Origin of the sequence: Algoriphagus sp. oki45 (genome assembly GCF_036245605.1) — a bacterium.
Lineage (GTDB): Bacteria > Bacteroidota > Bacteroidia > Cytophagales > Cyclobacteriaceae > Algoriphagus.
In genome coordinates this window covers 1,138,978-1,164,532 of the sequence record NZ_BTPC01000001.1, presented here as the reverse complement: position 1 = coordinate 1,164,532, position 25,555 = coordinate 1,138,978, and the positions used below count along the sequence as shown (strand labels likewise).

The 25,555-nt window shown below is 43.2% G+C and carries 16 protein-coding genes; 13 read left to right on the top strand and 3 right to left on the bottom strand.

What is annotated here, in order from left to right:
• Window positions 1–21: 21 nt before the first annotated feature.
• On the bottom strand, window positions 22–1,008 hold the full coding sequence (locus tag AAA942_RS05020; protein WP_338219143.1) for a bestrophin family protein: 987 nt from the start codon (window positions 1,006–1,008) through the stop codon (window positions 22–24).
• A gap of 234 nt (window positions 1,009–1,242) precedes the next feature.
• Between AAA942_RS05020 and AAA942_RS05015 the strand changes: the two genes are divergently transcribed.
• The 11 genes from AAA942_RS05015 to AAA942_RS04965 all read left to right on the top strand — a co-directional run bounded on the left by AAA942_RS05015 (window position 1,243) and on the right by AAA942_RS04965 (window position 21,928).
• Window positions 1,243–3,603 carry an ABC transporter permease gene (locus AAA942_RS05015; RefSeq protein ID WP_338219142.1) on the top strand — a complete coding sequence of 787 codons (2,361 nt, stop codon included), beginning with the start codon at window positions 1,243–1,245 and terminating at the stop codon, window positions 3,601–3,603.
• Window positions 3,604–3,752: 149 nt separating this feature from the next.
• Entirely contained in the window at window positions 3,753–6,197 is a 2,445-nt protein-coding gene (locus AAA942_RS05010) for an ABC transporter permease (RefSeq protein WP_338219141.1), read from the top strand.
• 154 nt (window positions 6,198–6,351) lie between these two features.
• Window positions 6,352–8,763 carry an ABC transporter permease gene (locus AAA942_RS05005; RefSeq protein WP_338219140.1) on the top strand — a complete coding sequence of 804 codons (2,412 nt, stop codon included), beginning with the start codon at window positions 6,352–6,354 and terminating at the stop codon, window positions 8,761–8,763.
• 82 nt (window positions 8,764–8,845) lie between these two features.
• Window positions 8,846–9,859: a serine hydrolase domain-containing protein gene (locus AAA942_RS05000; RefSeq protein WP_338219139.1), complete on the top strand. Its 1,014-nt coding sequence runs from the start codon at window positions 8,846–8,848 to the stop codon at window positions 9,857–9,859.
• A gap of 13 nt (window positions 9,860–9,872) precedes the next feature.
• On the top strand, window positions 9,873–12,347 hold the full coding sequence (locus tag AAA942_RS04995) for an ABC transporter permease (protein ID WP_338219138.1): 2,475 nt from the start codon (window positions 9,873–9,875) through the stop codon (window positions 12,345–12,347).
• 164 nt (window positions 12,348–12,511) lie between these two features.
• On the top strand, window positions 12,512–14,920 hold the full coding sequence (locus tag AAA942_RS04990) for an ABC transporter permease (RefSeq protein ID WP_338219137.1): 2,409 nt from the start codon (window positions 12,512–12,514) through the stop codon (window positions 14,918–14,920).
• A gap of 175 nt (window positions 14,921–15,095) precedes the next feature.
• Window positions 15,096–15,752, top strand: coding sequence for a 3-keto-disaccharide hydrolase (locus tag AAA942_RS04985; RefSeq protein WP_338219136.1), 657 nt, complete (start codon window positions 15,096–15,098; stop codon window positions 15,750–15,752).
• Between the two features lie 22 nt (window positions 15,753–15,774).
• A complete protein-coding gene (locus AAA942_RS04980; RefSeq protein ID WP_338219135.1) occupies window positions 15,775–17,124 on the top strand; it encodes a Gfo/Idh/MocA family protein in 1,350 nt (449 codons plus the stop codon).
• A gap of 380 nt (window positions 17,125–17,504) precedes the next feature.
• A complete protein-coding gene (locus AAA942_RS04975; protein ID WP_338219134.1) occupies window positions 17,505–19,907 on the top strand; it encodes an ABC transporter permease in 2,403 nt (800 codons plus the stop codon).
• A 16-nt stretch (window positions 19,908–19,923) separates the two neighbouring features.
• Window positions 19,924–20,601 carry an ABC transporter ATP-binding protein gene (locus tag AAA942_RS04970; protein ID WP_338219133.1) on the top strand — a complete coding sequence of 226 codons (678 nt, stop codon included), beginning with the start codon at window positions 19,924–19,926 and terminating at the stop codon, window positions 20,599–20,601.
• The gene (locus AAA942_RS04965) at window positions 20,585–21,928 is read left to right on the top strand and encodes a TolC family protein (RefSeq protein ID WP_338219132.1); all 1,344 of its coding nucleotides are present in this window, start codon (window positions 20,585–20,587) and stop codon (window positions 21,926–21,928) included. Before AAA942_RS04970 ends, AAA942_RS04965 begins: the two co-directional genes overlap by 17 nt.
• 11 nt (window positions 21,929–21,939) lie before the next feature.
• On the opposite strand, the gene AAA942_RS04960 is transcribed toward AAA942_RS04965, so the two are convergent.
• The gene (locus AAA942_RS04960; RefSeq protein WP_338219131.1) at window positions 21,940–22,521 is read right to left on the bottom strand and encodes a DUF4136 domain-containing protein; all 582 of its coding nucleotides are present in this window, start codon (window positions 22,519–22,521) and stop codon (window positions 21,940–21,942) included.
• Window positions 22,522–22,797: 276 nt separating this feature from the next.
• Between AAA942_RS04960 and AAA942_RS04955 the strand changes: the two genes are divergently transcribed.
• Together AAA942_RS04955 and AAA942_RS04950 are read left to right on the top strand one after the other, a co-directional pair.
• The gene (locus tag AAA942_RS04955) at window positions 22,798–23,385 is read left to right on the top strand and encodes a uracil-DNA glycosylase family protein (protein ID WP_338219130.1); all 588 of its coding nucleotides are present in this window, start codon (window positions 22,798–22,800) and stop codon (window positions 23,383–23,385) included.
• Between the two features lie 34 nt (window positions 23,386–23,419).
• On the top strand, window positions 23,420–24,565 hold the full coding sequence (locus AAA942_RS04950; protein WP_338219129.1) for a hypothetical protein: 1,146 nt from the start codon (window positions 23,420–23,422) through the stop codon (window positions 24,563–24,565).
• Here AAA942_RS04950 and AAA942_RS04945 read toward each other — a convergent pair.
• Entirely contained in the window at window positions 24,562–25,479 is a 918-nt protein-coding gene (locus AAA942_RS04945) for an NAD-dependent epimerase/dehydratase family protein (protein WP_338219128.1), read from the bottom strand. The genes AAA942_RS04950 and AAA942_RS04945 overlap by 4 nt on opposite strands.
• Window positions 25,480–25,555 lie beyond the last annotated feature (76 nt).

Here is a 25,555-nt window from a genome sequence, read left to right as displayed (position 1 = left end):
GCTCCCATCTTCCAGCTTTTCTTACATCAAAAATCCATTTTCGACCGGATAAGATTCTGGAATATCCTTTTCGCCCAGCATTTCCAGCAAATCGATTTCTATTACTCTGGTGATGGAGGAAATAGGAACATCATTGTATCCGGCCTCAAAGGGATTTTCGGAATAATCCCCAATACGATCTACCAGGAAAAATATCCAAATAATAATTCCTGAGAAGGGGACTGTCAACCAGTAATGCATGGCGGGGGATTGTTCAAAAATATCCAAAAGTCCAAAAGGGATCAGTGCACAAAAAATATAGGTAATCCAAAGTCCTGTGGAGGCATATTGTCGCGGAAATGGAAAATTTTTGATTCGTTCGCTCATTCCTTGCGTATCGTAAAATCGGCTGATCAATTGGTGCAACCACACCTGTTTGTAGGAGTCCAGATTTCCGGTCTGATGAATTTTTTCCAATTCCAGACTTTGCCTCTTCAGCAGGTGGGTTGGAAAGTTAGAAAAGGTCTGAAGCTGTTCCCATTCTTCGGTGGAGAGGTATTTTTTGATTTCGGGATTCAGGCCCTCTTTGATTTCTTCTTTGAATGAAGGGGTAAAAACCATGTTTTCTATCGGTAAATTATGCTCCCAGGATTTTCCTTTTCTGAGCGCATGTTTCAGTGCTACCAGCCAAGCTAGATGCCTAAAAATCATCTCCTTTTTCCAGGAAAAAGTCACTTCACTCCCAGGTAAGGAAAGAATAGCTGTGGCAAAAGTCCTGCTGTCATTGACAATAGCTCCCCAGATTTTCCTTGCCTCCCAAGCTCTGTCATAGGAAGAGTTGTTTTTGAAACCCAGAAAGAAAGCTACCGCTACGCCAATGACCGAAATAGGCTGCCAGGGGAGAGAAAAGGGGATATGAGAAATCTCATACAAAATGACAATCACTGCAGAATAGATCAATCCATTGATCAGGGATTTTTTGGACCAGCGGACGGTCATCCAGAGGCTATAGTTTCTTTTGACGTACATGGGCTGAGATTTTTTTTAAGCTACAGATTTCTATTCAAAATCCCTTTTCCCAAAAAAATCAGAATTGATCGCTGACGGACAATTTTGTTCGAAGCAAAAAATCCAAAAGTCAAAAATGTGTCAAATTAGACACGTAATGCAGGTTTTGCTTGGCATAATCCATGAATAATTCGATGTGGTCAAAATTATTTTTTGGCTTTTCTCACTGGTCCAAACCCTTAGATTATTCGAATCATGCTTAAAAATTATTTAAAAATCGCATGGAGAAATATCCAAAGAAATAAGGGCTACACTTTTATCACTGTGGTAGGTTTGGGTATAGGAATGGCGGCCTCTATCCTTATTCTGATTTGGGTGCAGTTTGAACTCTCAGTGGATCGATATCATGAGCATTCTGATCGGATTTATGCAGTTTGGAGAAACAACCATGCGAATGGGGAAGTCAATTCTTGGGATTACACTCCGGCCCCCTATGTGCCAGCCTTGAAGGAGCAATATCCCGAAGTGGAAGAAGCCACACGAATCACTGAGTGGGATCCTATGCTGATCAGCTTCGAGGCAAATAGTTTTTATGAGAAGCTTACTTTTACTGAGCCGGGATTTTTCAAGATGTTCAGGTTTGAGGTCTTGGAAGGAGACCCGATAGCTGCTATGGAGCAGCCTGAAAGTATTGTTTTGACGGAGTCTTTGGCGCAAAAGCTTTTCGGGACTACCTCTGTCCTGGGGAAAACAGTAACTATAGAAAAACAGCTTGATTTTGAAGTTCGGGCTGTGGTAGCCGATTTTCCGGGAAATTCCACTTTGCAATTCACCGGCTTTTTGCCTTTCGGCAAACTGGAGCAAATGGGCTGGGTGGATGATTTTTGGGGTAATAATTCCTACCGAAGTTTTGCTATGCTACGGGCCGGCACCTCTTTGGAATCATTCAATGCAAAATTCAAGTCCTTTACTGCTGACAACACAGAGTACGATGATATTTCTGATTTTCTTTTTCCTTTCAGGGATTTGCATCTCAAGTCCAAGTTTGAAAATGGACAATCTGTAGGAGGAAAAATCGAACTGATCAGGATGTTTTCCATTGTGTCTTTTATTGTCCTGATCATAGCCGGAATCAATTTTGTCAATCTAAGTACAGCTCAAAGTGACCGAAGATCCAAAGAAGTAGGAATCCGGAAGATATCCGGTGCCCAAAAAGAAATGCTGATCGGGCAGTTTTTGGCTGAATCTACTATGGTGGCTCTTTCGGCATACCTCATCGCCTTGGTTTTGGTCTCGCTCACGTTTTCTTCATTTAGGGATTTGATCGGTCAGGAGTTGCAATCACCTTTGAGTCAGCCGTTTTTCTGGATCATTTCTGCAGCTTATGTATTGATCATCGGGCTTTTGGCGGGTAGCTATCCTGCTTTTTTGATGAGTTCTTATAGGCCGATTTTGGCTTTGAAATCGAAAATGGATCAGCGAAAAAACCTGGGGATCAAGCCCCGGGAGGTATTGGTGATTTTCCAGTTTGCGGTAGTGGTCATTCTGATTTCCTCCACTTGGATAGTCCGGGATCAGATGAGATTTGTCCAAAACAGAGACCTCGGCATCAATGAAGACCGGCTGATTTTTCATCCCGTAACCTCCAAAATGAGGGAAAACAAATCAGCACTGAGAAATGAACTGAGCAGTCTTCCGGGGATTTCTTCGGTGAGCTATACCTTTTCTCCATTGACCGATATCTACAGCGACACAGATGCGATGCAGTGGCAGGGAAAAGATCCCGATTTCAAGCCCAACATCAGTAGAATGGGGACTGATGCCGGCTTAATTGCTACGGCTGGGAAGGAATTGATTTCAGGACGAGAGATTGATGTCTATACCTTCCCCAGTGACAGTAGCTCTATGATGATCAATGAGAAATTGGCTGCGCTGCTGGGTTTTGAAGATCCCTTGGGTCAGGTGATCAGAGATGACGAAAAAGACTACACGATTGTAGGGGTGGTTAAAGACTTCATCATGGAGTCCCCATTTGATGAGGTAAAGCCTATTGCGGTTTTTGGACCTTTCCGGGAGTTGAATTTTATCCATTTGAGGTTGAATGAGCAAGTCAATTTGTCCGAGGCTATGGCTCAGATCCAAAATACCATTGGGAAATTCAATCCAGATGCCCCATTTGAATATCGATTTGTAGACCAGGAAAATGATCAAAAATTCATTTCACAAGAAAGGACAGCCAAGCTTACCTCCATTTTCACGGCTTTGTCCATTTTCATATCCTGCATGGGCTTGTTTGGGCTGGCAGCATTTATTGTAGAGCGGAAGAAAAAAGAAATTTCGGTACGAAAAGTACTGGGAGCTACCGTGAGCAGCTTGATTGGGCTTATTTCATCTGAATTCGCCCGCTTGGTCGGTATAGCCATCTTGATCGGTGTGCCAATAACCTGGTATGTCATGAGTGATTGGCTGGAAACATTCAATTACCGGACGGTTTTGGACTGGAGTATCTTTATTTGGACAGGTGGTTTGACATTGCTGATTGCTTTGCTGACCGTCAGTTCTCAGGCGATCAAAGCAGCACTGGTCAATCCGGCCAAAACGCTGAAAAGTGAATAAAATCTCTTTTAACATCATTGCCCGTTAGCGGACAAAAACGTCCGAGCAGAAAGCGAAAAATACCTAAAATGCGCCATTTTAAGGCGTTTTTGCTGGATTGGTTCTGGCATAGAAGTGGAAAAAGGAATAGTATAATTACCTAGAATATCATGTGGAAGAACTACTTTAAAATAGCAGTCAGAAACCTACTCAAGCACAAGCTCCATACCGGGATCAACCTGATCGGTTTGTCCTTGGGGCTGGGAGTTAGCATATTGATTTTTTTCTTTGTTCAGTTTGAACTGAGCTTTGATGCTTTTCATCAGGATCTGGATCGGATCTACCGAGTCAAAACCTATGAACGTATCGACGGGGAACTCAAGGAATCCTACTCTTCTCCGGTAGTTCTGGAGTCCGCTTTTCGAGCGGAATTCCCTCAGATCGAAGCCATTTCCGGAGTCACCAATGCAGACGTGCAGGCCACCTTGCCGGATCAGAGTACACAAAATCAACGGATTCGTCTGGTGCACTCCGACTTTTTGAAAATGCTTAATTTTCCTTTGATCAAAGGTGATCTCTCTACCCAGCTAGTAGACAAATATTCAGTGGTAATCACCGAAGAAGCGGCCAATCGATACTTTGGCGCTACTGACCCAATCGGACAATCCCTCCAGCTGAAAATGGGAGAGGACTTTGTGGATTACCGGGTTACAGGATTATTGAAAAACCCTCCTGCGAATAATTCCATCCCTTTTGAAGTCCTGATGCCTATCGCAAACATGGATTTCTTTGCAGATGAAGAGAGCTTAGCTTCTTGGTATAATGTCTGGGGATTTAATCTGGTCAAGCTGAATTCCCCGGAGCAAGTCGCATCTATTCATCAAAGTATGGAGGCCTTTATGAAAAAGTCCTTGGGAGAGGATTACGAAGAAGGTGGTCTATATTTTACGCTTACTCCTTTGGCAGATATGCACTTTGATGAAGGTGCAGGAAATGGGGCAGTGGAGACTACGCAGAAATCACTGCTTTGGATTTTGTCCGGAATCGCCTTCCTGGTTTTGCTGATTGCCTGTATCAATTTCACCACCATGGCTATCGGGAGGGCCACCTCCAGGGCCAAAGAAGTCGGGGTGCGAAAGACCATGGGAGCCAGCTTCAGTCAGTTGATCAATCAATTTATGACTGAGGCCTTTTTGACGACTTTGATGGCCTCCGTGCTGGGTGTGGTGCTCGCGGAGTTATTATTGCCCACATTCAATGATCTATTTCAAAAGGAACTGGATATCGTCTATGGTCCTGCACAGTTTGGGATTTTGGTCGGACTGATTGTGATAATTTCAGGTTTGGCCGGAGCCTATCCTGCCTTTTTTCTATCCGGACTTCGACCTATCAAGGTATTAAAAGGCAATCTTTCCATCCATTTTGGGAAGCAGGGCCTCAGGAAAGGGTTGATTACTTTTCAGTTTTTCATCTCTTTCCTACTCATTGCTTCGACCTTGATCATGGTCAATCAGATGAATGCGATTCGGGATTATGATCTGGGCTTTGATCAAGATCAAATTTTGATCGTGGATATGCCGGATTATCCTTCCCAGAATTTTGTCACCTCTTTGAAAGAAAGCTTCAGAACTGCGGAAAGCTTTCGGCAGACTTTGGCCTCACGGACTGAAATTGCCTCGACGGCGTTGACTGTGGCCACCTATGGGGATGATGCCTTTTGGCAGGTTGCTTTCCCTTTAGAGGATGGGACGATGTTTTCGTTTAAAGTCAATTTCGTGGCAGGAGATTATCTGCAGACCTTGGGCATGGAAGTCCTAGAGGGAAGAAGTATAAATCCTGCAGTAGGATCCGACAGCAGTGCTTTGATGATCAATGAGGCATTTGCCCGCGCATTTGACTGGGAGGATCCCACCGGAGAGTTGCTTCCAAGAACTGATTTTGAACCCCATCAGATTGTTGGAGTCGTGAAGGATTTCCATCATGCCTCTCTATATCAACCCATAGAGCCAGTAATGATTGCCAAATCTCCCATGGCTGTGTTCAGCGGGATTACCAATCTGATGATCAACTCAAGTACCAATCCCAAGCTGTTGGTCAGAGCTGCAGGCGGGGATGTCAATCAGGTTCGAAGTGTGATTGAAGCCGAATGGGAAAAGCAGTTTGCGGGTCTTCCCTTGGATATTTCTTTCTTGGATGAAACAGTGGAAGCCCAGTATCAATCTGACCGTAGATTGGGTAAAATGGTGTTTATCGCTGCATCTCTGGCTATTTTGATCGCAGCCATGGGATTGTTTGCCATGGTGGCCTTGTCGATAGCCGGCCGTACCAAAGAAATCGGAATCCGAAAAGTACTGGGAGCCTCCAGCTGGAGTATTTCCTGGCTTTTTGGAAAAGAGTTTATGGTCACCACCCTCATCGGAGTAGTCGTAGCGCTTCCATTGAGCATCTATCTGATGCAAGGCTGGCTGGATCAATTTGCCGTAAAAGGATGGCCTTCCTGGATCAGCTTTGCAATGCTGGCAATTGGAGGAATAGCATTTACGCTGGCATTAGTCTATGCCCAATCGCTGAAGGCCAGTCTGAGTAATCCGGTAAATACCCTGAAGGATGAATAGAGAAGCAGGATGCTAGTATATAGTTCTAGTATCGAGAAGTAAGAAACAAGAGCCAAAAAATAAAAGGCTAGAAGGAAATGCAGCAGAGATCAGGTGACTTGATCCCCTTGTTACTTTCACACTTTCCTTTCTGAATTCTTCAAATTCAAAAACTATGTGGAAAAATGATATAAAAATTGCCTGGAGAAATCTGTTGAAAAACAGGTTGGATTCTCTGATAAATGTAGGAGGGCTAACGATCGGTTTTTTTGCGGTGTTCTTGATTGCTCTGTATGTAAATTTCTCAAGGAGTTATGATAAAGACCTGACCCTGACAGACCAATTATTTCGAGTCAATTTAAACTCACAGGTTTCTGGAAAGGAGATGGATAAAAGCGCTCGTACGGCTCCAGTAATGGGGATGATTTTCAAAGAAGATTTGGCAGAAGTGGAGGAGTTTTCCAGGGTAATTATCATGGGAGAAGTGATCGCTGGGCAAGCTGATTCCTTTGTGAGGGAGGATCAGGTTTTTATAGCTGATGAAGCATATTTTGATTTTTTCGATATACAACTGACCCAAGGAAGTAAAGAAGAGATTACTCAGCCATTGCAAGTCTATCTCTCCAAGAGTATATCCGAGAAGATCTTTGGGGATAAAGATCCTTTGGGGCAAAATTTAGACATCAATAGTACAAATTTCGATGGGACAGTTGAATTTGAGGTAGCCGGGGTTTACCAGGATTTACCTGCCAACCGGCACCTCAGACCGGAGGTTTTGATATCCTATGCCACACTTCATCACTTTCTGGGTCCCGGCATCGACAACTCTTATGACTGGCTCAATCAGTATACCTATTTGAAGTTGGCACCGGGGGCGAACGTGGAGAGTCTTACTGATCAATTAAATGCAAGTCTTCAGACCCACCATGGGGAACAGTTACAAGCCAGCGGTTCGGAATGGGATGTTGATTTAATTTCCGTAGGGGATATCCATAACAGTCTTGCCTATTCCGGGGAGTACAACCAAGGGGTGGATGGGAAAAAGCTTACATATTTTGTTTGGATAGGCTTTTTTGTACTGATGATGGTTTATTTGAATTCCATCAATATAGCTACTTCCAAAGGTCAAAATAGAAGTAAAGAAATAGGAGTCAGAAAAGTATCGGGTAGTTCTAGGATTCAATTGATTAGACTGTTTCTCACGGAGTCTTTCTTGACACATTTTATCGCCATTGGAATTGCCTGTTTTTTGATTTTTGGCTTTGGAGATTGGATCAATCAGGTTTTGGGATTGGGTTTACCTACCGAAAACCTTCAGCTAAGTCGTTATTTGGGCTGGATAGCTTCCTTTTGGATTCTGGGTTCTTTCATTTCAGGAATTTATCCTGCTTTGCTTTTGACCTCTTTTTCTCCACAAAAAGCCATCAAAGGAGATAGTATTCTGACTTTCCGACAGGCATTCGGTAGTCCACTTTTGGTCGTTCAATTGATCTTTTGCTTGGTTATTTTAGCAGGGATTCTGACTACCTACAAGCAGATAGAATTCATGCGAAGCAGAGATTTGGGCTTGGAGCTGAAAGGTCGAATTGTCGTTCGATCCCCCATGCTGTTTGTGGATGGAAGTGGCAACTATCAGGAAAAAATGAAAGCCACCTTAGGAGCCTTGTCAGAAGTCCAATCTATTGCGGCAGCAAACGAGATTCCCGGAAATGAAATCTACTGGAAGACAGAGGACTTTCATTTGGAGGGAAAGGAAAAAAGTGGGGTCATGTTTAGCATGTTGAGTGTGGGAGAAGAATATTTCGAACTCTTTGACCTAGATATCCTAGCAGGCAGACAGTTTAATCCGGTAGGTGAGGGAGAGGAAGCGATTATCAATCAAAGGGCACTCGCTGGTTTAGGGCTTTCTAAGCCGGAAGAGGCATTGGGAAAAAAGTTGATTTCCGGTAGAGGCGACGCAAGAATCGTGGGAGTGGTGGAGGATTTCTATCAGGAGGCCGTCAATTCCCCTTTGGATCCAATAGTACTTAATTATTCTCCTGGAGATCTGAATTACTATGTTCTCAAGCTTAGCTCCCTAACTGAAATCGGAAGTCTTTTACAAAAAATAGAGAACTCCTTTGAGAAAAACTTCCCTCAATCGCCTTTTGAGTACTTTTTTCTTGATGAGTTCTTTGACAAGCAATACAAGGCAGAAATTCAGTTTCAGAAACTCTTTGCTTTAGCCTCCTTGGTAGCCATTTTCATTGCTGTCATGGGAATATTCGGAGTGACTTCTCAGGTTTTGCTAAGCCGGCTGAAGGAGGTCAGTATCCGAAAAATTCTGGGAGCATCCTCTTCCTCCATTTTAGTGATGATCTCAAAGGACTACGTTTATTGGTTAGGTGCCTGTTTCGTGGGAGGTATTCCGTTATCCTATTTCCTTTTCTCAGAATGGTTGCAGGAGTTTCCGGTAAGAATCGAATTAGGCTGGTGGTTTTACACCCTGCCGGTACTGTCTATTTTGCTCATTTTCTTTAGTACTGCGCTGGTTTTGACGATTCGAACCGTTTTTGTCAATCCTGCGAAAATCCTAAAATCCGAATGAAATGAGGACTTGGATTCAAAATATTGCGCTATGTATTTGTTTGTCAGGAATTCATCTGTTGACTTTTGGACAAAATATAACCATGGAATTGGATAGCTTGATCGGATTCCATGTAGAATTAAAATCTTTTGAAGGAACAGTATGCGTTGCCGAACAGGGGGAGATTATTTATCAAAAAAGCCATGGTTTCAAAGACGAAGCACAATCTCAACCTATTGATTCTGAAACCAGGTTTGGGATAGCCTCTATCACCAAAATGATTACCTCTATTTTGATTTTGCAGCTGAATCAGGAAGGGAAACTTCAATTGGATCAAAGTCTGAATGAGTTATTGCCGGAGATGGAAATTCCGGGTGCAAAAAATATCACGGTCCATCACCTTTTGCTCCATATATCAGGTTTACCGAACGAAAAAGATCAAGCTTACAATCGGGTTTTGTCTCCGAATGAATTTGTCGCAGAAACTTTGAAAAATGGCAGCAAATCCCGCGGTTTTGAAAAGTTTAATTATGCCAACCTTGATTTTGTACTGCTGGGCTTGATTGCTGAAAAAATTGAAGGACAAACTTGGCAAAAATTAGTGGATGAAAGGGTTTTGAAACCCTTGGGAATGAATGAGACTGGATTTTTGAAAAAGGGAGACTTGCCAGAGAATTTTGCTCATACTTTTTCGATAGCTAAAGGCGGGAAGCGGATTGCTGATCCGGATTTCTACATCGAAAACTTCTATGCAGCAGGCTCAATGTATTCTACTGTATCTGATTTACTTAAGTTGGATCAGGCGCTTTATGGAGCGAAACTTTTGTCTGATGAGTCTAAGAAAAAGTTTTATACCTCCTATCCAGAATATAATTATACAGGATATGGAGTTTGGACATACTCCTACCCCTATGCAAAAGGAAACCCTCTTATTATGGAGCGAAGAGGTGGGATTTTAGGTTCAAATAGTGTTTTGGTGCGCTTTTTAGACAGCAATCAAACCCTCATCATTCTGAGCAATAATGACCAATTCAATCCAGATTCATTTGGAGATCCAGAAAATCTTCGGGAAGGAATCATTCAGTTAATGGCTCAGTACGCTTCAAACCATCCTTAAACTAACTCAAACCATGCTCAAAAACTATTTTAAAATTGCCTGGAGAAACCTGATTCGTCAGCGGGTTTTTTCCCTAATCAATGTTTTGGGTTTGTCGATTGGACTTGCCTGTTTTCTACTGTTGGTTTCTTATGTGAAATTTGAGCGATCCTATGATACCTTTCAAGAGGACTCAGAACGAATTTTCAGAGTATCCCAAGAAGTTCGGGAATCTGGAAATTCCGCTTGGGCCGGTGGAGCTGTGGCACCTATGCTTCGGAAAGAGTTTGGAGATCAGCTTGAAGAAATTACCAGTATCATTCAGATCAATACTTACCTCAAATCACCTGATGGGATTAGTCCTGAGGAAAGTTTCCGGGAAGATTTTTTCTTTTACGCAGAGCCGGGCTTTGAAAAAATAGCCGGACTAAAAGTAATTAAGGGAAGTTTGAAAGGAGTTTTTGACGAACCTTTTTCGTTGGTATTGACTCAATCCAAGGCCAAGCACTATTTCGGTGATGAAAATCCACTTGGAAAAGTTCTTTTGGCTACCGGAGATGTGGCTTTTGAAGTGAAAGCCGTCATTGAGGATCTTCCGGCCAATACGCACATGAAATTTGACTTTTTGTCCTCCGTAGCCACCTTCAAAAATCTAAATAATTTCCCTGAAAGTGCTGATTTTGGAAGCTTTTGGTGGCCTCAGACATTTACCTATGTGAAAGTCAAAGAAGGACGAAATGCCGAAGCGATCAGCAACCGAATCCCTGAAATCAACGGGAATTACCGAAATCCGGAGGAAGCAAAAAATTACCGATACTTCTTGCAACCCATTCAATCTATTCATTTGCAGCCCGGTTTTGGTGGGGAATGGACCGCAGGGGTGAACCAAAAAACCCTGTTGATTTTCTTATCAATTGGAGGATTTGTCCTTTTACTCGCCTGCATCAATTTTATCAATTTGGCAACAGCCCGAGCGATTCGACGAATGAAAGAAATCGGAGTCCGGAAAGTAAACGGTGCCAGACGAGGGGAATTAATGCTGCAGTTTTTGGCAGAGGCCTTTTTGATTAATGGAATTGCGCTGATTTTTGGCTTGCTAATGGTCGGTCTTGCTCAGCCATTCTTTGCTGAATTATTGGGGCTTTCATTGGAATTCAGCTTATTTTCTGATTCCATACTTCTTGGAATTATTCTAGGAGTTTGGGTGATTTCTTCCCTATTGGCGGGTGTTTTTCCGGCCTTTTATCTCAGTGGGCTCAAACCGGAGGTTATCCTTAAAAATTCTCCTCTCACTGGAGGAAAGGCTTGGCTTAGAAAGTCCTTGGTTGTATTTCAATTTGCGCTTTCTTCTTTATTGGTTTTTTGTGCCGGAGTGGCCTACATGCAGCACACATTTCTTCGAACATCCGACATGGGCTTTGATCATCGTGGGCTGATGACTGTAAAACTCGGAAATGCAGCCAAAGCCCAACTTAGTCCGATTATAGCTGCTTTGGAGCAACAATCGGGAATTCAGTCTGTCAATGCCATTTCCAATGCTCCTGGATTGGAAGGTGGGTGGAATCCACCGGTTTCGTTTGAAGGGGTTCAGAATGCTGAGGAATTCGCTACTTATGTTCAGTATGTAGATGCCGATTATTTCAAAAATTTGGGTGTGGACTTAGTAAGTGGAAGGGAGTTTTCTTCGGAATTTCAAGATGGGGGAGAGGTGACAGAAATGATGAGGGGACAATTTCCCAAAATGGAAAACCTCGGCATTGTTGTCAATGAATCTGCTGCAAAAATCTTAGCACAGTCAGGACAACCCGAATTGGGAAATGGGGTGCGCGTATACACCGAGGAAAATGGGAATTTATTTTCCGATTACAATGGCAGGATCATCGGCGTAGTCAGGGACTACCATACACAGGATTTGAAAACGACCATCAAGCCGACTGTGTTTTTGCCTGCCAAAAATGCAGCATTCGATGGAAGTTCGATTTTGCTTATTCGTACGGGAGAGGGTTTTGGAGAATCTCAACTACTACAACTAAAAACAGCCTGGAATCAAATCATCCCCGGTATCCCATTCGACTATGCCTTTTTGGATGATCGAATTGTCCAAAGTTATGCGCAAGAAGCGCGCGTGGGCAATTTACTTGGAGTATTTGCCATTTTAACTTTGTTGATTTCTTGTCTTGGCCTATTAGGGCTTTCGATCTTCACCGCGGAATCCAAACGAAAAGAGATCGGTATCCGAAAGGTATTGGGGGCTTCGGTTGCAGGGATTATTTCGCAGTTGTCTAAGGAATTCTTATACCCTGTGATTTTGGCCTTGTTGATTGCATTTCCTCTTGGGTTTTATTTTATGAATCAATGGCTCGAGCAGTTTGCAGCCAAAGTAACAATCTCAGGCTCGTTTTTCTTCGGTACAGCTCTGATTTCTTTGTTGGTGGCTTGGATTACTGTAACCTGGCAGTCCTGGAATGCGGCCACTTCTAATCCGGTAAATACCTTAAAGGATGAATAGGGCTTAAAGAAAAAAGGATTTACGAATTACGATTTACGAGGGTGTGGATAGGATTCCGGCCTCAGATTCCAGGAAACCTAACAACCTTACAACCTTAAAACTTTACAACCTTTCAACTCTAATCTTCCAATTTTAAAATATTTCAATCTTTCAATTCCAAAGAAATGCTGAAAAACTACTTTAAAATCGCCTGGAGAAATCTACTCCGGAACAAGGTGAGAACGGGAATTCATATCCTTGGGCTTTCATTGGGGATCGCCATTTGTTTTTTGATCTTCAATATCGTTTGGTATGCTTACAGTTTTGATAATTTCCACCCGGATGGTGATCGGATCTATCGAATTGTCACGGAGAACGATCATGGAGAAATGAAATACAGCTATCCGGCCGCTCCGGGACCCTTGGGAGATGTGCTTTCGCAAGAGCTTTCAGGAGTGGAAGTAGCCGGAAAGTTGTACACTATTCCTAATACTCATGCAAGCTTACCAGCTCTTCAAAAGAACTTTGGCAGAAAAGACTATATCACCTTTGCTGATCCAGGTTTTTTTAGACTTTTCCAGAGAAAATGGTTGGCAGGTAATCCGAATACTGCTTTAACTGCCCCCAATCAGGTGATTATTTCCCAAAAGAGTGCAGAGACCTATTTTCCTGGAGAGTCTTTGGATGGAATTTTGGGAAAGGAGATTTTGTATGTGGATACTGACTCCATTTTTACCACGATAGTGGGTGTGGTAGAAGATTATAAGGAGAATTCAGACTTTATTTTTCAGGATTTTATCTCCTATTCTACAATCAAGGAAAATGAGAAAGAAGATTGGTATGGAGTGCATTCCTGGACCAATATAAATTCCAGTAATCAGCTCTTTTTTAAGACTCAATCAAACTACAGGCTGGAGGAAATCCAAAGTGGTTTGGACAAAATCACTCAAAAATACTATGCAGATGAAGAAGATGGGAAAACCACTTTTGGGTTTGAATCATTGTCCGAACTGCATTTCTCCTATCCTTTTGACAATGAAGGCGCTTCCAAGACGCTCATTCAAGGTCTTTTGATCATTGGGGGAATCATTCTTATTTTGGCTTGTCTCAATTTTATCAATTTAGAAACAGCGCAGGCTATAGGAAGGGCAAAAGAGGTGGGAATCAGAAAAACCTTGGGCGGTGGAAAAAACCAACTTGTTTTTCAATTTCTATCCGAGACCCACCTGATGGTACTGTTTGCCTCCTTGGTTGGATTGATTTTTTCCGACTTGATTCTCAAAGCTTTCCAGTCCTACCTTCCTGAGGGCTTCACGATCACTTATTTTTCTGCGGTGAATCTGGCTTTTCTCATCGTTTTCAGCTTGGTATTGACCTTGGTTTCTGGAATCTACCCGGCCTTGATTTTAGCTAACTATCAGCCTCAGCGGGCATTGAAAGGCGAAAAGCAAGGTTCCGGAAAGTTTTCCTTTGGGGTATTCTTACGAAAAAACCTGACCGTTTTACAGTTTACTGCTTCGATGGTTTTCTTGGTCATGGTTATGGTGATTTCTTCCCAGATGAAATATGTAAGCAGTCAGCCGGTAGGTTTTGAAAAAGATGCAGTAGTCTACGCCCATCTTCCTTTTATGGCAGGGATAGAGAAGGCTTCCTTGTTTCGGGAAAGAAGCAGCCAAATGAGTTTTGTGGAGGGGGCGAGTTTGGGTGGAGATGCAATTTCTTCCGCAGGAATTTGGACATATGATGTCAGGGTGCCGATAGATTCGGCTGAGGTGGAGTTTTTCACCCAAGTCAAAAATGTGGATTCTTCATTTGTTCAGGTGAATGGAGTGACTTTGCTTGCAGGTAGGAATTTGAGACAAAATCCAAATGAAGTCTTGGTCAATGAGCAATTCTTGAGAGATGCCGGCTATAAAAGCCCCCAAGAGGCTTTGGGCAGTTCAATCGCTTTCCGTCAGGAGTCCAGCATTATTGTTGGAGTGATGAAAGACTTCAACTCCAGGTCTTTGAAGGAGGAAATCATGCCGATGATCTTTTTTCAGGCTCCTGATTATTACAATGTAATTTCCATAAAACTAGGAAAAGGAATTAACCTGTCGAATGGATTGACGAGTCTTAAAGAAGCTTTTTCGGAGGTTTATCCTTACGAAGAAATTGATTTTAAATTTCTGGATGAGGAGATCGAGCGCTTTTATGAAGAGGATCTGAGGATCAGAAATATTTTGGGTTTTGCCAGTGTTATTGCCATGCTGATTTCCGGGATGGGACTTTTTGGGCTTTCGTCCTTTACGATTTCTCAGCGAATGAAAGAAATCTCCCTTCGTAAAATTCTAGGAGCCAGCGTTACTCAAATTTTGGCATTGATCAGCCGTGATTATCTCGTTCTTATCTTAATTTCCATTGGATTGGCGGCATTTCCTACGTATTGGCTCGCAAAGACGTTTTTACAAAGCTACACCTACAGAATTGATATGCCTTACCTTCAATTTGGCTTGGGAGGATTGGCTTTGCTATCCCTATGCCTGATGATTGTCGGCATCCATTCCTATCTCGCTGCCCAAACCAACCCAGCCCAAGTTCTCAAAGATGAATAAAGCTAAATACCTGCCTCTCCGATCTGTTGAGGCAGGTCTGTTTTGATCTTTTTTGAAAATTTTAAATAAGTTTTCCCTACTTTCTCTTTTTTTTATTTAGTCGGGTTGCAAAAAACGGAAGCAGTCGATTATCTTACAGGACTTTCCACTTCTTTGGGATATCCCTGCTTTTCCTATGAAAAAAATCCTCCTTGGTCTAATTCTGATTTTACACTTTGGTTATGCTGAAGGTATAGCCCAGCAGATTTCAGAGCCTGAGTTTGTGTCTCTTTTCAATGGTCAAAATCTGGACGGATGGGTGGGAAATAAAACTTCCTACCGAGCCGAAAACGGTATGATTATCATCGATCCGAAAGGCGGAGGAGGAGGTAATTTATTCACTGAAAAAGAATATGGGAATTTTATTCTCCGTTTCGAATTTCAACTTACTCCGGGAGCGAATAATGGTCTTGGGATTCATGCTCCTTTGGAAGGGGATGCGGCCTATGTAGGTAAAGAGCTCCAGATTTTGGACAATACAGCCAAGAAATACGAAAACTTGAAAGAGTATCAGTTTCATGGATCGGTCTATGGAGTAATTCCTGGGAAAAAGGGCTTTTTAAAGCCAGTGGGAGAATGGAATCAGCAGGAGGTCATCGTGGAGCATCCTAAGATTAAAATCATCCTCAACGGAGAAACCATCCTGGAAGGGGATTATCTGGAAGCCAGCAAAAACGGAACTTTGGATGGTAGGGATCATCCCGGATTGCAAAGATCTTCAGGACATATCGGCTTTTTGGGCCATGGTGATGTGGTTCACTTTCGAAATATCAGAATCAAAGAATTGAATTAACCTTTAGCATAAACCTTAACAAATGACTAAGAAATTCCAAGTAATCGATCGGCGTGACTTCCTCAAAAGATCCGCCCTTGGTGCAATGGGTTTGGCATTGGCTCCCAGCCTATTGGCCAAAGCTCAAGAGGCAGGTAAACTGAGAACCGCACATATCGGACTGGGAGCCATGGGAATGGAAGACCTGAAAGCTATCGCTTCTCACGAGCTGGTGGAGGTAGTAGCCCTGTGCGATGTGGATAAAAATGCCCTCGTAAATGCAACTTCTCTTTATCCTAATGCCAAAACCTATGCGGACTACCGCATTTTGCTCAAGGAAATGGAAGATGAGATCGATGCAGTGATTGTCTCTACTCCTGACCATACCCATGCACCTGCCTCCTTGATGGCTATGAAAATGGACAAGCCGGTCTATTGCCAAAAGCCTTTGACCCACCATGTCACAGAGGCCCGGGCGATGAAGAAATTGGCCGAAAAGAAAAATCTGGTCACTCAGATGGGGATTCAGGTTCATTCCTTCTACGACTACAAGTTGGCTACGCTACTGATCCAATCGGGAATCATCGGAAAGGTCCACACTGTGAGGGCTTGGTCACCCAAAAACTGGGGTACTGATCAGCCTACCCCAACAGGCAGCGATCCTATTCCGGCAAATCTGGACTGGAATCTTTGGCTAGGAACAGCTCCTGAGCGACCTTTTAAGGAAAATGAATACCATCCCGGCAATTGGAGAAAAGTGTTGGATTTTGGCTGTGGGACATTGGGTGATATGGGCGTACATATTTTTGACACGCCATACAATGCCCTTCAGCTCGATGTGCCGATGACCATCACCAATGAATGTCGTCAGCCCACCGGATATGGATTTCCGGAAAATAACATCGTGACTTATGAATTTCCAGCCACTCCTTATACAGCAGAGACCCTGAAGTGGGTATGGTATGATGGCCCGGGAGCACCTGCAGATCATGAGGATTTGAAACTTCCAAACGGAGATGAGCTGCCGGATCAAGGCGCAATGTTTATGGGCGAAAAGGGCCGATTGCTCCTTCCTCATTTCCAGCAACTTCCCCGTCTGATCGTGGATGGGCAATACAAGGAATTTGACGTGACTCCATTCAATTTGGGTGCACCTGTCAAGGACTATGCAGGGGAAAGCAAGAAGCACTACCATCAGTTTGTAGATGCTTGCCTTGGCAAAGGCGAATGTTCGGCTCCTTTCGAATACTCTGCACGATTAACCGAGACTATTTTGCTGGGCGTGATTGCCGGTCGATTCCCTAACCAAACCCTACATTGGGACAGTAAAAAGGCCAAATTTGCCGAAAAAGAAGCCAATAAGTTTTTGGGTGGAAAGTATAGGAAGTTTTAAGGAAGTAATTAGTACCTAGTATCTAGATTCAAGACGCAAGAAGCAAGAGCACAGCAGATAGTTAATAAAACATCTGTAAATGGAGACGGCGAAAATTCTGTGAACTTTCCTCAATACACTGCCTACTGCAAACTGCCTACTGATTTGTTCGCTGGCGGACAAAAATGTTCGAGATAATTGAGTTCTAATTTACAAAAAACAGCCTCTGAAGGGAATTCAGGGGCTTTTTTTATGGCATAGTAGTGGAAAAGGTGAATATGTTCAGTTGCATTTTCCAGAAAATAAGTATAGACCTATTGCCGGAAAACCAACTAGACTAAGGATTAATCATTGATAGGGCTGAATCTTTCCATGTTTCCATTTTAAATTCTTCCGACTCTATGTGGAAAAACTACTTTAAAATATCTTTTCGGAACCTTCAAAAAAGGAAGCTGTATACCGGGATCAATTTGCTTGGGCTGACTATTGCCTTGGTGAGCTTTTTTGCCATTTCCCTCTATATCTACCATGAGTGGAGCTACGATCGGATGTATAAAGATGCAGACCGTATCCTTAAATTAAATCAAGAGTTTATTTCAGGAGGCGAGAAGCAATTGGTAGGAACGTCACCATCCATGCTTCCTGTAGTATTAAGAGAGGAATTTTCGGAGGTTGAAAAGGCCACCTTGGTGTTTGATTTGGGGATTTTTTCCACTGTTATGGTCGATGCAGGGGCAGGAAATCAGGAGGAATCCAAATTTGCCTTTGTAGACGAGTTTTTCTTTGAGGTATTTGATTTTTCGCTTTTGTCGGGACAAAAGTCAAATCTTTTGCAAAATCCCAATGAAATGGTCTTGACTCAAAGCACTGCCGAGCGACTCTTTGGGAACGTACAAAGTGCCCAAGGGAAATCTCTGAAAGTAGATGGACAAGAATATGAGATTAAAGGAGTCATGGAAGACTTCCCAAGCAATTCTCATTTGGAATTTGATTTTTTGGCTTCATTCAAGACCCATCGTCATGGAAAAGAACCCCAATGGTCTCCAAGCAATTACTACAATTATGTGAAATTGAAACCCGGAGTCAAGGTTTCCGATTTTGAGAAAAATCTTGCTCAAATGGTGGATCGATACTTGGGAAGTGATCAGGAAGAGTATGGTTTTCAGACGGATTTTTATACCCAACCTGTCACTGCTATCCATACTGGAGACCCCAATTTATCCTCCATTAAACCGGGAGTCAATCTTAAATACCTGTACATCTTCGCAATAGTTGCTCTTCTTTTGATGATTATCGGTGTGATCAATTACGTCAATCTTGCGACGGCAGAGGCTACTGAGCGGAATAAGGAAGTTGGACTCAGAAAAGTCATGGGAGCCACTCAATCCCAACTTTTTGGACAGTTTGTATCTGAGTCCATGATTTTGACTTTTGGAGGACTTCTGATCAGTCTACTCGTTCTTTACATTCTTGTTCCCGTTTTATCGGATTGGGTGCAAGTTCCTCTACAGCTTGACTTGCTTGTTTCTCCTTTTGGACTGATTTTTCTTGGCGGGGTTTTATTGGCAGTAGGGTTTTTTTCGGGGGCTTACCCTTCTTTGATTTTGGCCAAAATGGAACCAATTCGGGCTTTAGGAAACAAAATAAAGTTGGGCGGAGGTGCCTGGGTCAGAAAATCTCTGGTTGTATTCCAGTTTTTCGTGTCCATGGGGCTATTGATTTCCACCTTCGTAGTCAAAAGCCAATTGGATTTCATGCGTGAGGTGACTTTGGGCTATGAGAAGGAACAGCTTATTTCCCTAAGCTATCCCTATCAGGCGAGAGCCAAGATGCCGACCATCAAGGAAGAAATGAAACGAACTGGAGCGGCAGTTTCTATTGCCCAAGCGGCTGATATGCCGATTCATATCAAGGCAGGGTACAAAATCTTCCCAGGAGGAGACAATCAGCGAGAGTTGATGATCACCGGTTATGCGGTGGATCCAGATTTGGTAAATACGTTAGATCTTCAACTCCTTGCTGGAGAGAATTTCACTGAGTTTGATATTCAGAGGAATCAACTGGAAGATGGAAGTGAAGAATTTTCCGTTTTGCTCAATGAGTCGGCTGTGAGGGAAATGGGTTGGACAGCAGAAGAGGCTGTGGGTAAGCGAATCAACTTGGGCTACATGAGCAATTCGGTGATCAAAGGTGTTGTCGGGGACTTTTATTTCAATTCACTGCATCAGAAAGTAGGTCCGTTAGTCATTTTTCATGACCCAATGGAGGCCAATGTCCTTTTGATCAAGCTTCCTGCCGGAGATCCTGCTAACCATTTGGCAGCTTTGGAGAAAATCTGGAAAGACCAAGTACCTGATCGCCCCTTCAATCCTCAGTTTGTGGATCAAGCCTACGCCAATTTGTATGCTTCAGAGGAGCGAGCAAGCATGGTATTTACCCTTTTTGCGGGAATTGCAGTCTTTATTGCTTGCATCGGCTTATTTGGCTTGGTGTCCTATGTGGCGCTGCGTCGTACCCGGGAGATCAGTATCCGGAAAGTATTGGGTGCCACTCCGGTAGATGTGCTCAGTGTTTTGGCCGTGGATTTCATGAAGCTTTTGGGGATTTCTTCTCTTTTGGCCATCACATTTGGTCTTTGGTTTTCCAAAAACTGGCTTCAGGACTTCGCTAATCAAACGACTGTCGGTTGGATGCCTTATGTATTTTCCATCGCTCTAGTCTTTGCTCTAGCTCTGCTTACTATTTTCTATAGAACCTGGGAAGTATATCGCTTAAACCCCTCAAATACTTTAAAATCCGAATAGACTTATTTCATAATTCATGATCGAACTAAAAAACATAGACAAATTCATAGAATCCCGATTCCAGCGGATTTTTCTCCTGAAAGGAATCAATCTGACCATTCAGGAAGGAGAATTTGTCACCCTGATGGGACCATCCGGAGCAGGAAAATCCACATTACTAAATATCCTTGGACTTTTGGACGAGGACTACAGCGGAGATTTTCTTTTCGGAGAAAAAAACATCCGTCAAATGAAGGAAAAGGAGCGCTCCAGTCTTCACAAGAGCGAGTTTGGCTACATCTTTCAAGCCTATCACCTAATCGATGAACTCACTGTATACGAAAACATTGAGACTCCGCTACTCTACAGAAAAGTATCTTCATCTGAGCGGAAAAGCATCATTGCGGAACTCTTGGACCGCTTCAATATGGTAGCAAAAAAGGATCTTTTTCCAGCCCAGCTTTCCGGAGGTCAGCAGCAGTTGGTCGGCATAGCCCGAGCTATAGCAGGCCGGCCTAGAGTTCTTTTGGCAGACGAACCCACCGGGAATCTTCACTCGGCTCAGGCCAAAGAAATCATGGAGGTATTTCAGGATTTGCACAAGGAAGGGACCACGATCATTCAGGCTACCCATGCCCGGGAAAATGCTGATTTTGGTACCCGATTGATTCATTTAGTAGATGGAAGAATAGAGAGTGATGAAAAAATTAGCTAAAAATATACTCCCAATCCTGTTTGCCTTGGGCAGCTTTTCTCAGGTTAATGCACAAGATACACTGCAGCTTAATTTTCGGGATGCAGTGATTTTGGCTTTGGAAAAAAACTTGGACTATCAGATTCAGGTCAATCAGATGGAGGTGCTCCAAAAAGAGAAGCAAGTGGCTGCGCTTTCGCATTTGCCCTCAGTGGGTGTCAATACCAATTTCCTTCGTCAATCGGGTCAGCAGTTTCAGCAAGTAGAAGGAGAAATTGTCGTGACCAATGTGACCAACGATATTATCAGCGGCAATCTCAATGCAAACCTTCCCGTATTCAATTCTGGCAGGAGAATTTTGGATACCCAATCAGCCAAACTTGCCTATGAAGCCGGTGAAAAAGGGCTGGAGCGGGCCAAGCAGCAGATTACCTTTGATGTGGCGGGACGGTATCTGCAGGTCTTGTTGGACTTGGAGTTGTTGAGAATTGCCCGACAGAATACCGCCAACCAAAAGGAAATTCTCAGGCAGATTGAGGGCTTTGTGGATGCAGGTCTTCGCACGGTTTCTGACTTGTATAATCAGCAATCCGAAGTTGCTAGGGTAGAATCTGTCGAGGTGGATGCAGAGATTGCTCTGGAAAATGACCTTTGGGCATTTACAGAATATTTGCAATTGGAACCAGGAGTGGTGCCGTCTTTGGAAGCAGTGGATCCCGCTCAGGCCTTGAGGGAATTTCAGGAATATGGAGTAAAGGAATTGTATGATTTGGCTGTTCAAAATCGCGCTGACAAGGCACAGCAGAGCTTGCTTAAAGATTCCTTTCAAAAAGATCTAAAGGCCACCAAAGCTATGTATTACCCAAGGATCAATGCTTTTTACAATTACAACACATTCTTTACTTCTCTGGATGGCCGATCTCTTCAGGAACAATTCCTGAAAATCTATCCCCAAAACACTCTGGGCTTCAACCTCATCATCCCAATTTTCTCAAATTTCCAAAGCAGACTGGATGTCGCCAGAAGTAAAGTAGCCTACCAAAATCAGGTCTTGAGAGAAAAAGCCACCGATCGCAAAATCTATCAGGATGTGAAGCTTTCCCATCAAAACTATCAGGCAGCGGTCCGGAAAGAAAGAAATACACAAGTACAAGTACAGGCCGCCGAGGAGGCGTACAAGGCCGTTCAGGAGCGATTTAGGCTGGGATTATCCACTTTTGTGGATTTGGCTACGGCCAATCAGCAACTGGTCAGGGCACAGGCCGATCAGGCTCAAGCTATGTACACGATGTTTTTTCAGGATGTATTGATGCGGTATGCCTTGGGCACGCTAAACTTTGAGATATAAAAAAAGAGGGGTCAATCCCCTCTTTTCAAAATCTTAAATTCATTCATCACACGATAAGCTGCCCTGGTGATATCCGACGCAAAAGTGGGAGATTCAAAGTCGAAATTTGCCGCGGTATAGCCCTGCCAAATGGTATTGCCTTTTTTGCTGTCGATCACATAGATGACGAGCATTCCGTTGTTTTCGGCATATTTGACCATGTTATAGGTCTCGTCTTTTTCCTGTTCTCTTTCGATTTCCCCTTCATCGTTTCGGTAGGTCATCCCGGTCCGGTTGAGCCAATAGTCAAACTCAGGCTGCACATAGCCTCTGTATCTTACCGAATCAGTGAAAATCTTATAGCTCACCAGCATATCCGCCTTGGAATCTTCCTCCCGGAAGCCTTGGGAACCCAATCTCGCTCCGATAGTAGCATTAAGCACTGGGGCAATCACTGTGGTATCGATGTCCTCTGCCTGAACGAAAGCAAAGGTTTTATACTTTTTGAAAGAGCCGGTATAGTTATAATCATAATCCGTCACGTAGTCTTTGGAAGAAAAGCAGGAAGCACAAAAAGTAAGGATCAAAACGGAGAGTAGAGTTCGGTAATTCATATTGATCTATCTAAGGTTGGCTGATTGGAAAATTCTTTGGCTAAATAACTTGATGCCCAACTTTTTGTTTGTCAAATGACTCTCAATCAGTACAGTAGCAACTATGAAAATTTAAATAATTCTTACGGAAAAGTCTATTTATTTTCTTCCGGACATGGAAAAAACAGGTGAATTGTAAGCTGAAAGACTTGAATTACCTTCCTCAAGCCATGAAAAATTTGGAAACCACAAGGAAATGAATGGGACCTAGATTAATTTCCAAGCTTAAGATTCAGCATGACTTCAGTTTTCAAATCATCTATTTTAGATCAAGTCAAATCCTGTCGCATTTGCGAGGGAAAGCTACCTTTAGGACCCCGTCCTGTTTTTAGCATTCACCCAAGTAGTAAAATTTTGATTATCGGTCAGGCTCCTGGAACCAAGGTCCATGCGACCGGAATTCCTTGGAATGATCCAAGTGGGGAAGAACTTCGTCGCTGGCTCAATGTGGACAGGGACACGTTCTACAATCCGGAAATTTTCGGGATTATGCCTATGGGATTTTGTTATCCGGGTAGGGGAAAAGGAGGAGATCTTCCACCAAGGCCGGAATGTGCCCCAAATTGGCATCAAGGTCTAAAACAGCAAATGCCAGAAATTCGACTTACACTTTTGATTGGTAGCTATGCTCAAGCCTACTATTTAAAAGATCGGAGGAAAAACAATTTAACAGAGACGGTCAGAGCTTTTGAGGAGTATTTGCCCGAATTTTTTCCATTGGTGCATCCTTCTCCAAGAAACCGCCTTTGGATGAGGAGAAATCCTTGGTTTGAAGAAAGGGTAATTCCCGAACTTCAGGATTTGATTCATCGGTTTTTATTCTAATTTTAAGAAATTCATTTTCTTACTTTACCTCTTTATGAAAAAACATTTTCTAAGCCTATTGGCCTTTGCTTTTTTTCTTTACTCCTGTGACAAGGCTTCTACTGAAAAACCTATTTCATTTTCCCTGGAATTGGAAGACTCCCTGATGATTGACCAATTGGAGCCCCGATACTTGGTGGATTATGATCCGGCAAAAGAAAAATATTTGCTGACTAGTGATTCGTATTTCCATTATTTGGAAGTGGATGAATCAGGCAAAATCCTCGGAAGGGACAGTATTCCTTGGGATGGTCCTAATGCGGTTTCGATGATTTTGGGAATGGGCTATGCCAAAGGGAAAGTGGCTTTGGCTACTGATTCCAAAGGATTTTTATTTTATGAAAATGGGAATCCAGTCGATCAATTGACCATTCCTTATCCCTACACTTCCTTTAATTTTCTTCCCAAATTATCTCTTCTGCCTTGGAATGGAGGTTATCTCTATCCCCGCTTTATGGCGGAAAGTGAGCTTGAAGGAGGTTTTACCGAGGAGTTTTACAGCAAAACTTATTCAGATCCTCTTTTCGCCTTCCAAAAGGAGGGAGACTCCATTCGGTTTATGGTGTCTCTTCCGAAAGAGGCTCAGTTTCTCGACGGACAATTCCATGGAAGCCTGGTTCTGGTCCCTTATCTAAATGGGAATGATTTTTATCTTCTGGACTGGATTAGGCCGGAGATTTTGCACTACAAGGATGAAGAAGGGGAGTTTGTCTATCAGCGCACCATTAATCTGCCTTTGGAAAGCTGGGTAGGATATGATCCTGTCCCAATGAATCAGGCCTCCTCTTTTTACGAAAGCTATGGAAAGAAAATGCCCGGAACGGTGAGAGATTTTATTTCGATAGGAGAGTATTTTTTGGTTCAATATCAAAATGGGATTGCTGAGGATGTTTTTCCTCAAGCAAAAAACGAATCCGGAAGAATGGATCCCGAAAAAATCTACCAGCTCAACCCACCCTTGCTGGCTGTGTTGGATCAGAATTTAAAAGTACTGACTAAAGGAATCGAGCTGCCCAAAGGAGTAAATGGCCAATTGGTGGTCAATAAACAGGGACAGCTTGTGGGTATGAAAAATCCCAGTCTCTCTTCCACAGAAGAGGAGGGTTTGGTCCTTTACCGAATGAAATTAAAAGTGGATTAAAGACAGGACTCCAGCCCCTCAGCAAAGGGGGTTGGTTTGATTCCAAAAGCTTTTTCCAGTTTGGAGGAGTCCAGACGGTAATCCTCAGCCGTTTGGTATTTGAGCTCACGCACTTCTTTAAGAGGAGGGATAAACCAACCCAGCAACCAGACCAAAAATCCGGGCATGACGCTAAGTTTGGTGTTTTTTCCCAATCTGTCGTTGAGCATTTGGGTGACTTCTTGGGCACTTGGGTAGCTGGGGTCGGTTGGGAGATTCCAAGTTTGATTCCATGCACTTTCCTGTTGGGCAAGAAATGCAGTGGCTTTTCCGGCATCTGGGATGTAGGTGAATGCATGCCTTTTGTCTCCCGCATAGGTCCATTGGGGATTTTTCCCGGCTTTCACCCGATTGATGACCAGTTCGTGCAAAAAGCTGTTTTTGGCCTCTGGACCATAAAAGTCTCCTGCTCGAACCACCATCGCTTGGAGCCTTTTTTCCCCCACTTCTTTCCAGAGCATTTCAAGAATTTGCTTTCGGACTTTTCCCTTCCTGCTTTGTGGATTCATCGGAGTCTCTTCTGTAAGGTGGCCCACTTGATTGGGATCCAAGGCATACATGTTGTCAAAAAAGATGAATCGGCATTTTTCTGAGATGCAGGCATCCAACGTATTTCTCATGATAACCGGCCAGTCTCTTTCCCATATTTTGGCCGAATAGGTGATGCCGGCACAGAGGTAGACTACTTCAGCCCCTTTTACGGCTTGGGCTACCTGCTGGGCATTAAGCAGATCAGCTTGTGCCAGTTGATCGTTTTCATTCACCTTTTTGGGGTTTCGGCTGACTTGACGAACAGGAATTCCCTTGGAAAATAACTCTTGGGAAATCGCATTGCCAATGTTGCCATTGGCGCCGAGGAGGACGTGGAGAGACATAGGGTGCTGGATTATGTGATATAATTTACAGCTTTCAGAAGTTTTTATCCTTTATTTCGCCAAGGTTTTACTGCTT

Coding starts and splice junctions, on each gene's coding strand:
- AAA942_RS05020 (WP_338219143.1), bottom strand. CDS start 1,008: ATGTACGTCAAAAGAAACTATAGCCTCTGGATGACCGTCCGCTGGTCC.
- AAA942_RS05015 (WP_338219142.1), top strand. CDS start 1,243: ATGCTTAAAAATTATTTAAAAATCGCATGGAGAAATATCCAAAGAAAT.
- AAA942_RS05010 (WP_338219141.1), top strand. CDS start 3,753: ATGTGGAAGAACTACTTTAAAATAGCAGTCAGAAACCTACTCAAGCAC.
- AAA942_RS05005 (WP_338219140.1), top strand. CDS start 6,352: ATGTGGAAAAATGATATAAAAATTGCCTGGAGAAATCTGTTGAAAAAC.
- AAA942_RS05000 (WP_338219139.1), top strand. CDS start 8,846: ATGGAATTGGATAGCTTGATCGGATTCCATGTAGAATTAAAATCTTTT.
- AAA942_RS04995 (WP_338219138.1), top strand. CDS start 9,873: ATGCTCAAAAACTATTTTAAAATTGCCTGGAGAAACCTGATTCGTCAG.
- AAA942_RS04990 (WP_338219137.1), top strand. CDS start 12,512: ATGCTGAAAAACTACTTTAAAATCGCCTGGAGAAATCTACTCCGGAAC.
- AAA942_RS04985 (WP_338219136.1), top strand. CDS start 15,096: ATGAAAAAAATCCTCCTTGGTCTAATTCTGATTTTACACTTTGGTTAT.
- AAA942_RS04980 (WP_338219135.1), top strand. CDS start 15,775: ATGACTAAGAAATTCCAAGTAATCGATCGGCGTGACTTCCTCAAAAGA.
- AAA942_RS04975 (WP_338219134.1), top strand. CDS start 17,505: ATGTGGAAAAACTACTTTAAAATATCTTTTCGGAACCTTCAAAAAAGG.
- AAA942_RS04970 (WP_338219133.1), top strand. CDS start 19,924: ATGATCGAACTAAAAAACATAGACAAATTCATAGAATCCCGATTCCAG.
- AAA942_RS04965 (WP_338219132.1), top strand. CDS start 20,585: ATGAAAAAATTAGCTAAAAATATACTCCCAATCCTGTTTGCCTTGGGC.
- AAA942_RS04960 (WP_338219131.1), bottom strand. CDS start 22,521: ATGAATTACCGAACTCTACTCTCCGTTTTGATCCTTACTTTTTGTGCT.
- AAA942_RS04955 (WP_338219130.1), top strand. CDS start 22,798: ATGACTTCAGTTTTCAAATCATCTATTTTAGATCAAGTCAAATCCTGT.
- AAA942_RS04950 (WP_338219129.1), top strand. CDS start 23,420: ATGAAAAAACATTTTCTAAGCCTATTGGCCTTTGCTTTTTTTCTTTAC.
- AAA942_RS04945 (WP_338219128.1), bottom strand. CDS start 25,479: ATGTCTCTCCACGTCCTCCTCGGCGCCAATGGCAACATTGGCAATGCG.